Genomic DNA, 7,708 nt, shown 5'->3' on the forward strand with positions numbered 1-7,708 from the left:
GCTGCGCAGTCGAGCGGGAGCAAGCTCCCTCGCCACAGGGAAAGTGGTGGGCTGACTATTGTGTTGAGTCGGCCAGCTCAAGGTCATCCAGCGCACGGTTGGCCAGCAACCTGGCCAGTTCGATCAACTGCTGAATCCCCAGCGCAGCATGGCGCCGGGAACCTTCCAACTCGAACCCCAGGTCACTGACCAGCGCATCGGCCGAGGCCAGGGTTTCGCTGAGGGTGGTCAGCACCGATTCGGTGTTGAGGCCGGGAACCACGGTGAAAACCTGGCCGTCCTGGGTGTCGGGCTTGGGTGGGGCGGGAGGAGACAAGTGAATGTTCAGCGCCCGGTCGGCGGCTTCGCGGAGTTTTTTTGTATCGAAGGTGGTGTAGGCAGAGAGGTTTTCGGCTCTATGGTGATTGATCTTGTCCATTGTGAAACTCCTAGCTTGAAAAATGAGCTCACCGACCTCGCTACGAAAAAGGCTGAGGTTGGCGCGTGTGCGCCTGACATTGGACGGGTGACCAAACCCGGTCGCTGATTTTGCAGCGACGAACAGAGCCTATCCCCGCCCCTTCCGAACCGACAACCGACGGGACTCGTCAGAAAATTCCGGTTCACTTATTTTTTTGTAGGAACACAAACCCGTGGCGAGGGAGCTTGCTCCCGCTCGACTGCGCAGCAGGCGCAAAAATCTTCCAGCCTCCAAAGAACCAGCGTCTGGTATGGGGTCGCTTCGCAACCCAGCGGGAGCAAGCTCCCTCGCCACAGAAGCAATCACCGCAAGTCACCGATTTATCGTTACACCCCGTTTCGAGTTGCCAGCCCCGCCAACCCCTCCTAAGATCGACGCTCTCACGGGTGCAGCGGAGCTGCCCGATAAAAACCCGACTCAAGGACCTGACATGACCCATATCAAACGCCCCATCACCACCCCACCCCGAACAGGCCTGACCCGCGAAGACCTCTGGGAGGGCCAGGACCGGGGCTTGATCAAGTGCTGGGAAATCGGCCGCGACCGGGCGGTGCGGTTTCCCGAACTGGCGCAACGTTGCCTGGCCGGGGAGTTGCCGGTGCTGGGGTGGAAAGGTGGCGTCAGCCGCAGCCTGAAGAAAAACGAAAAATTCGGTTGCCTCAAGTACCTCGCCCAATGGCAGGGCCTGCGCGGTGAAGACCTGGACATAGAGCTGACCCAGGAGCGCACCCTGACCTGTTCCAGCACGAACATGATCGTGACGTTCACGCCGGATCGGGCCAAATACGTCAATCAAGAACCTGCCTGAACCCAACCGCACACTGCCGGAGGCCGACATGAACCTTGAGCCCAGGATCAACTTCGCCGTCACGCCATTGCTGCGCATTGCCTACGAAGAACACGGCCCCGCCAGCGGCGACCCGATCATCCTGCTGCACGGTTTTCCTTACGATCCCAGGGCGTTCGATGAAGTCGCGCCAGCCCTGGCCCAGCGTGGCTATCGGGTCGTCGTGCCCTACCTGCGCGGCTACGGCCCGACCCGCTTCAACAACCCGGCCATCCTGCGCTCCGGCCAGCAAGCCGCCCTGGCCCAGGACCTGCTGGACCTGATGGACGTTCTTTCCATCCCCCAAGCGGCGCTGTGTGGCTACGACTGGGGCGGTCGGGCGGCATGTATCGTCGCGGCGCTGTGGCCCGAGCGCGTGCGCTGCCTGGTGACCGGCGACGGCTACAACCTGCAGGACATTCCGCGCTCCAGGCAACCGCTGGACCCGGAAACCGAACATCGGCTGTGGTACCAGTACTACTTCCACACGGCCCGGGGTGTCGAGGGCCTGACCCAGAACCGGCGCGAGCTGTGTGGCTTGCTTTGGCGCCTGTGGTCGCCGACCTGGAAGCGTGGCGCCGAACTGTATCCCCTCAGCGCCGCGTCGTTCGACAACCCGGACTTCGTCGACGTGGTAATCCATTCCTACCGCCATCGCTTCATGTACGCACCGGGCGATCCGACGCTGGAGTGGATGGAGGAAAAACTGGCGGCGCAACCGGCCATCAGCGTGCCGAGCATTTCCCTGTGCGGGGGCGACGACGGCGTGGGGGCCGCGCCAAAGCACGATGAAGATGCCGAGCATTTCAGCGGTTTTTACGAGCGCCGAGTGCTCGCCGGTGTCGGCCACAACATTCCCCAGGAAGCCCCCGAGGCCACGCTCAAGGCATTGCTGGATTTGCTTGAGGGCTGACGGCGAATCGCTCGCGATAGGCCTGGGGCGTCACGCCCATGGCCCGTAGGAAACTCCGGCGCAAGGTTTCTTCGCTGCCAAAGCCACATTGCACCGCCACCCGTTTGATAGGCACCACAGTGTCAGACAATAGACGGCGAGCGGTTTCCACGCGAATCAACTCGACGGCCCGCGCCGGGGTCTGGCCGGTGTCGGCACGGTAGTGCCGCACAAAGCTGCGTTCGCTCATGCCCACCTCGGCGGCCAGGCTCGACAGGCCCAGGTCACGGGTGAGGTTCTCGGCGATCCAGGCGTGCAGGTCATCGAACCGACTGCCCTGTTTTTGCAGCGATAACGTCACGCTGAACTGCGATTGCCCGCCCGGACGCTTGAGAAACACCACCAGTTGCCGGGCGACCTCCAGCGCCACCGCGCGGCCCAAGTCCTCCTCGACCAGCGCCAGGGCCAGGTCGATGCCGGCCGTCACCCCGGCCGAGGTCCAGACCGGACCGTCGTTGATAAAAATCGGGTTGGGTTCGACCCGCAATTGCGGATGTTGCTCGGCCAATTGCTCGCAGCGGGTCCAGTGCGTCACCACGCGCCGTCCGTCCAGCCAACCGCTGGCGGCCAGCAGGAACGCCCCGGTGCACACCGACGCCACCCTTCGCGAACGCAGGCCGTGCGCCTTGACCCAGGCCACCAGCGCCGCGTCTTTCGCCGCTTCATACACGCCCCAACCACCGGCAATCAGCAACGTGTCGCTGCCTTCGCTCGGCAGCGGCTCGGCCATCAGCGCCAAGCCCGCCGAGGACATGACCGCCCCGCCACCCACCGCGATGACCGTTGGTGTGTAGGGCAGCGGCAGGCCTTGCTGGCGAGCCAAATCGTTGGCCGAGGCAAACACCTGCAAGGGCCCGGTGACATCCAGCACTTGCACGTTGGCGAAGGCCAGGACATGAACGGTTTTCGGTGGGTTGGGCATATTGGCGTGATTCGTGGGCTTATTGGCGTGTACGCCAGATCCTACGGATCTAAAGTCAAACCGTCCACCCCTCGGGCATCATCCAAAGGAGAACGCGACATGACGTTGCAGATCGGTTTGCTGTTATTTCCCCAAGTCCAGCAGTTGGACCTGACCGGCCCTTATGACGTATTGGCCTCGTTGCCAGATGTGAAGGTCCACCTGATCTGGAAGGACCTGGCCCCGGTCACCGCGAGCACCGGGCTGGTACTGCTGCCTACCACCACGTTCGAGGACTGCCCGAAGCTCGATGTGATCTGCGTCCCCGGCGGGACCGGCGTCGGGCCGCTGATGGAAGACGAGCAGACGCTGGCCTTCATCAAGCGGCAAGCCGCCGGAGCGAAATACATCACTTCCGTGTGCACCGGTGCGCTGGTGCTCGGTGCCGCGGGCCTGTTGATAGGTAAGCGCGCCACCACTCACTGGGCCTATCACAGCCTGTTGCAAACCCTGGGCGCGACGCCGGTCAAGGACCGCGTGGTCCGCGACGGCAACCTGCTCACCGGTGGCGGCATCACGGCCGGGATCGATTTTGCCTTGACCCTGGCGGCGGAACTGTTCGACCAGGACACCGCCGAGCTGGTCCAGCTGCAACTCGAATACGCCCCTGCCCCGCCGTTTACCGCCGGCAGCCCGGACACCGCGCCGACGCGCGTCTTGGAAGAAGCCCAACGGCGTGCGGCCGAGTCGCTCCGGGTGCGCTCGCAAATCACCCAGCGTGCTGCGGCGCGGTTGGAACTGGCGTAACGATAAGCTCCAACGTCGACGCACAGACGATGTCGGGTTGAACACAACCTTGAGGCGGTCCCATCGTGGCGAGGGAGCTTGCTCCCGCTCGACTGCGCAGCAGTCGCAAAATCTTGGGGTCGCTTCGCAACCCAGCGGGAGCAAGCTCCCTCGCGACAAAGGGTTTCCTTGTGGGGCAACTCGATTCAGAACGGGCTGGCAGTGGGTCGCACAATCAGCTCGCTGACGTCCACATCCGCAGGTTGTTCAATGGCATAGGCGATAGCCCGGGCGATGGCTTCGGCCGGAATGGAGATCTTGCGAAACTCACGCATTTCGGCACGCCCCCCCTCATCGGAAATACTTTCGGCCAGTTCCGACTCGGTCACGCCGGGGGAAATCACCGTCACGCGCACATCACCTCCGACTTCCTGGCGCAAGCCCTCGGAAATCGCTCGCACGGCGTACTTGGTGGCGCAATACACAGCGGCCGTCGGGCTGACGGCGTAGGCACCGATGGATGCAATGTTGATGAACTGCCCGCTACGCTGGCGCTGCATCAGCGGCAGGCCGGCGGCGATGCCGTGAAGCACGCCACGGATATTGACGTCGATCATACGGTCCCACTCCTCGACTTTCAGCGCCTCGAGTTTGGAGAGCGGCATGACCCCAGCGTTGTTGATGATCACGTCGACCCGACCGAACCGTTCGACAGCGAAGTCGATCAGATCCTGGACATCCTCACGACGGGTCACGTCCACCGCCTTGCAGGCCGCCTGCTGGCCGGCGGTTTCGAGTTCCTGCACCAATGTTTGCAAGCGATCGATACGCCGGGCGCCCAATACGACACGAGCACCGCGAGCCGCGAGCAACCGCGCCGCCGCTTCACCAATCCCGCTGCTGGCGCCGGTGATGACCACGACTTTGTTTTGAATATCGGACATGATGGTTTCCTCGTCTGGACGTGTTGGCCCCCGGGTGGGAGCCTTTTGACAGGTCCAGATTAGGCAACCGGCCTTTGCCTGGGTTAGTCGGATCCTCCTGCGCACTTGCACGATCCTGTAGCGATAAAACCGACTCTGGCCGACAACCGCGCAATCGGTTTTACTAGCGCGGTCCACTCATTTGGCCTGGGAGATTGATCGGCATGTCGGTATCCACGTCCATCCACATGGCGTCAGACGACGGCCTCAGCCAGCGGCGTGCCGAACTGGCGAGCCTGATGATGCGCTTCGCTCCGGAATTCGGCGTCCATCCCACGGCCATCGAGGCCTTGCACCTGATCCGTAGCGACGAGCCAACCGAAGCCCTGCACACCGTGCACAAGCCTGGTTTGTGCGTGATTATCGAGGGGCGCAAGGAAGTGCGCCTGGCGGACGAATGCTATGTGTATGACCCGCTCAATTACCTTGTCGTCTCGGTGACCCTGCCGTTGGCTGGCCAGGTGATTGAAGCCAGCCCCGAGCGCCCCTACCTGTGCATCCGCCTTGACATCGATCCGGCGCAGATCTGCCGCCTGATTGCCGACGCCAGCCCGATTGGCGTGCCGGCTGAAACAGCCGGACGCGGGCTGTTCCTGGATCGTATCGATGCGCCATTGCTGGACGCGATGCTGCGCTTGCTGCGGCTGCTGGACAGCCCGGACGATATCGCCACCCTCGCGCCGTTGGCCCAACAGGAGATTTTCTACCGGTTGCTGCGTGGCGTCCAAGGCCGGCGCTTGCACGATATCGCCATTCCCGACACCCAGACCCATCGCATCAGCCGCGCCATCGAGTGGCTCAATAGCCATTACGCCGAGCCACTGAGCATCGACAGCCTGGCACAAATGATCAACCTCAGCCCTTCGGCCCTGCATCACCGTTTCAAGGCCGTGACCGCCATGAGCCCCCTGCAATACCAGAAACAACTGCGCCTGCAGGAGGCCCGCCGGTTGTTGTTGGCGGAGAGCAGCGATGTTTCGTCAATCGGCTACAAGATGGGGTATGAAAGTCCTTCGCAGTTCAGCCGCGAATACAGCCGCTTATTTGGCGCCTCGCCGAGCAAGGACATCGCTCGTTTGCGTGCCCAGGCGCTGCAAGCCAGTAGCGCTTGATCCTGCGTTTGGCACATCAGGAGGCTACTTTTTCACAGACGAAAAAAAACCCGCCTAAGCGGGTTTTTTGAGGACCAATTTGACTCCCTGTCCGGCATTCCATGCCTGGTCCAATCATCCATGACCCTGAGCACTCCCTGTACCCAGTGGATGATCATAGATTAGGCCCACCGGTGATTTGGAAAAAGACGAGAAAGCAGCAACGCCGTGTAAGCGATTCGCTATAGGGCTCCTCCCTGACTTTTCAGCGGGCGAAAAAAAACCCGCCGAAGCGGGTTTTTCCAAGACCATTACGACTCCCTGTCGATAGCTAATCCTTGCATGGTCGATCGTCCCTGATCCTGAGCACTTCCTGTGCTTCAGTGGATGAGTACAGATTACGCCTCGGATCCAAAACAAAATAGACGACATAGCTACCATCTCGTGTAAGACATTCGCTATACCTGCCCTTCCGAAAACCCTTAGTTCCACCAGCCGTTCGATCTCAAGCCTTGTTCAGAAAGGTTTCAATATTGGCCATTTGCTCATCCCAGCCACGGCTGTCCATACGAAAAGCCTTGAGTCGGCGCGCCTCGGGGATGTTGTTGAAACCGGACTCCACGACTTTGAGCAAGGTACCGCCGTCCAAGTCTTCAAGTTCGAATAACACCCGGGTTTCAGACTCTTTGGAATAATCCACCTGCGGCTCGACTGCGTAAGGATGCCAGCGAAACGAGAACACTCGCTCGGGCTCCACCCGCTCCACCGCGACGTCCCAGATAAGGTGTTCGTAACCTGGGTAAGTGATTTGCCCTTGAGTACGCTCACCTGCCACAAACCGTTTTCCCTCAAGGGCGACACCGAACCACTGGCCGAAGGCTTCGGCATTGGCCAGGGCGCGCCAGACTTGGGAGCGCGGGGCCTTGAGTAGGATCTTTCGTTCAATGCGGTCGGATGAATGCATGGGTCACCTCCTGTGTTCAAACAGTAGTCTTGTAAGACCACAAGACCAACCGGAAAGTTGTATCTGACCGTTGTTCAGCGCTCGCCGACTTTAAAACAGTATGGAGCGATGTAAACTCCCCCGGCGTTTTCCACTTCTCAAGGAGAGACCCGACATGTCCCCACGCTTGCTTCTGGCCCTGACACCATTGCTTTTTGTCGCCGTTGTCCAGGCCGACGACTGCGCCAATGCCATCACTCAAGGCGAAATGAACCAGTGCGCAGCCAAAGAAAGCAAGGTCGCCGACAACGAGCTGAATAGCTTGTACAAACAGATCACCGCACGCCTGAAGGACAATCCAGAGGCCACGAAAATGCTGGTCAAGGCACAGCGTGCCTGGATAGGCTTCCGTGATGCCGAATGTGAATTCTCCGCCTCTGGCGTCGAGGGCGGCAGCGTCCATCCGCTGATCTATGGCAATTGCATCACCGCCCAGACCAAAGCCCGGGTCGAGGCATTCAAGACCTATCTCAAATGCAAGGAAGGGGATCTGAGCTGCCCCGTGCCCGAGGCTTAATAGCCAGGATGTAAAAAAGGATGACCTCTACAGGCCATCCTTTTTTGGGTCAGCGCTTTTATTGCGGGCAAAACAAAACCCCTACCTGCATCAGCAGATAGGGGTTTCGGAATTTAATCTTGACGATGACCTACTCTCACATGGGGAAACCCCACACTACCATCGGCGATGCATCGTTTCACTGCTGAG

At 60.8% G+C, this 7,708-nt stretch carries 9 protein-coding genes; 5 read left to right on the forward strand and 4 right to left on the reverse strand.

Features of this window, described 5'->3' with window-relative positions; translation table 11 throughout:
• Window positions 1–55: 55 nt before the first annotated feature.
• Window positions 56–418, reverse strand: coding sequence for a DUF6124 family protein (locus J3361_RS24485; RefSeq protein WP_207966704.1), 363 nt, complete (start codon window positions 416–418; stop codon window positions 56–58).
• Window positions 419–890: 472 nt separating this feature from the next.
• Here J3361_RS24485 and J3361_RS24490 point away from each other — a divergent pair, with 472 nt between their 5' ends.
• Both J3361_RS24490 and J3361_RS24495 read left to right on the forward strand, forming a co-directional pair.
• On the forward strand, window positions 891–1,268 hold the full coding sequence (locus J3361_RS24490) for a hypothetical protein (protein WP_207966705.1): 378 nt from the start codon (window positions 891–893) through the stop codon (window positions 1,266–1,268).
• Window positions 1,269–1,296: 28 nt separating this feature from the next.
• Window positions 1,297–2,199: an alpha/beta hydrolase gene (locus tag J3361_RS24495; protein WP_207966706.1), complete on the forward strand. Its 903-nt coding sequence runs from the start codon at window positions 1,297–1,299 to the stop codon at window positions 2,197–2,199.
• Here J3361_RS24495 and J3361_RS24500 read toward each other — a convergent pair.
• Window positions 2,168–3,160, reverse strand: coding sequence for a GlxA family transcriptional regulator (locus J3361_RS24500; protein ID WP_207966707.1), 993 nt, complete (start codon window positions 3,158–3,160; stop codon window positions 2,168–2,170). The genes J3361_RS24495 and J3361_RS24500 overlap by 32 nt on opposite strands.
• A 99-nt stretch (window positions 3,161–3,259) precedes the next feature.
• Between J3361_RS24500 and inhA the strand changes: the two genes are divergently transcribed.
• Window positions 3,260–3,946, forward strand: a complete 687-nt coding sequence (gene inhA / locus J3361_RS24505; protein WP_207966708.1) for an isonitrile hydratase — start codon at window positions 3,260–3,262, stop codon at window positions 3,944–3,946.
• 185 nt (window positions 3,947–4,131) lie between these two features.
• On the opposite strand, the gene J3361_RS24510 is transcribed toward inhA, so the two are convergent.
• Window positions 4,132–4,869 (reverse strand): SDR family oxidoreductase, encoded by a 738-nt coding sequence (locus tag J3361_RS24510; protein ID WP_207966709.1) that lies wholly within the window; start codon window positions 4,867–4,869, stop codon window positions 4,132–4,134.
• Between the two features lie 203 nt (window positions 4,870–5,072).
• Here J3361_RS24510 and J3361_RS24515 point away from each other — a divergent pair, with 203 nt between their 5' ends.
• Window positions 5,073–6,020, forward strand: a complete 948-nt coding sequence (locus J3361_RS24515; RefSeq protein WP_207966710.1) for an AraC family transcriptional regulator — start codon at window positions 5,073–5,075, stop codon at window positions 6,018–6,020.
• A 484-nt stretch (window positions 6,021–6,504) separates the two neighbouring features.
• Here J3361_RS24515 and J3361_RS24520 read toward each other — a convergent pair whose 3' ends face one another.
• A complete protein-coding gene (locus tag J3361_RS24520; protein WP_207966711.1) occupies window positions 6,505–6,963 on the reverse strand; it encodes an SRPBCC family protein in 459 nt (152 codons plus the stop codon).
• A 154-nt stretch (window positions 6,964–7,117) separates the two neighbouring features.
• Between J3361_RS24520 and J3361_RS24525 the strand changes: the two genes are divergently transcribed.
• On the forward strand, window positions 7,118–7,519 hold the full coding sequence (locus J3361_RS24525; RefSeq protein ID WP_207966712.1) for a lysozyme inhibitor LprI family protein: 402 nt from the start codon (window positions 7,118–7,120) through the stop codon (window positions 7,517–7,519).
• Window positions 7,520–7,708: the final 189 nt, after the last annotated feature.

It is taken from the genome of Pseudomonas sp. OA65 (assembly GCF_017498305.1).
In the GTDB taxonomy this organism is placed as follows: Bacteria; Pseudomonadota; Gammaproteobacteria; order Pseudomonadales; family Pseudomonadaceae; genus Aquipseudomonas; species Aquipseudomonas zanjanensis.

Coding starts and splice junctions, on each gene's coding strand:
- J3361_RS24485 (WP_207966704.1), bottom strand. CDS start 418: ATGGACAAGATCAATCACCATAGAGCCGAAAACCTCTCTGCCTACACC.
- J3361_RS24490 (WP_207966705.1), top strand. CDS start 891: ATGACCCATATCAAACGCCCCATCACCACCCCACCCCGAACAGGCCTG.
- J3361_RS24495 (WP_207966706.1), top strand. CDS start 1,297: ATGAACCTTGAGCCCAGGATCAACTTCGCCGTCACGCCATTGCTGCGC.
- J3361_RS24500 (WP_207966707.1), bottom strand. CDS start 3,160: ATGCCCAACCCACCGAAAACCGTTCATGTCCTGGCCTTCGCCAACGTG.
- inhA (WP_207966708.1), top strand. CDS start 3,260: ATGACGTTGCAGATCGGTTTGCTGTTATTTCCCCAAGTCCAGCAGTTG.
- J3361_RS24510 (WP_207966709.1), bottom strand. CDS start 4,869: ATGTCCGATATTCAAAACAAAGTCGTGGTCATCACCGGCGCCAGCAGC.
- J3361_RS24515 (WP_207966710.1), top strand. CDS start 5,073: ATGTCGGTATCCACGTCCATCCACATGGCGTCAGACGACGGCCTCAGC.
- J3361_RS24520 (WP_207966711.1), bottom strand. CDS start 6,963: ATGCATTCATCCGACCGCATTGAACGAAAGATCCTACTCAAGGCCCCG.
- J3361_RS24525 (WP_207966712.1), top strand. CDS start 7,118: ATGTCCCCACGCTTGCTTCTGGCCCTGACACCATTGCTTTTTGTCGCC.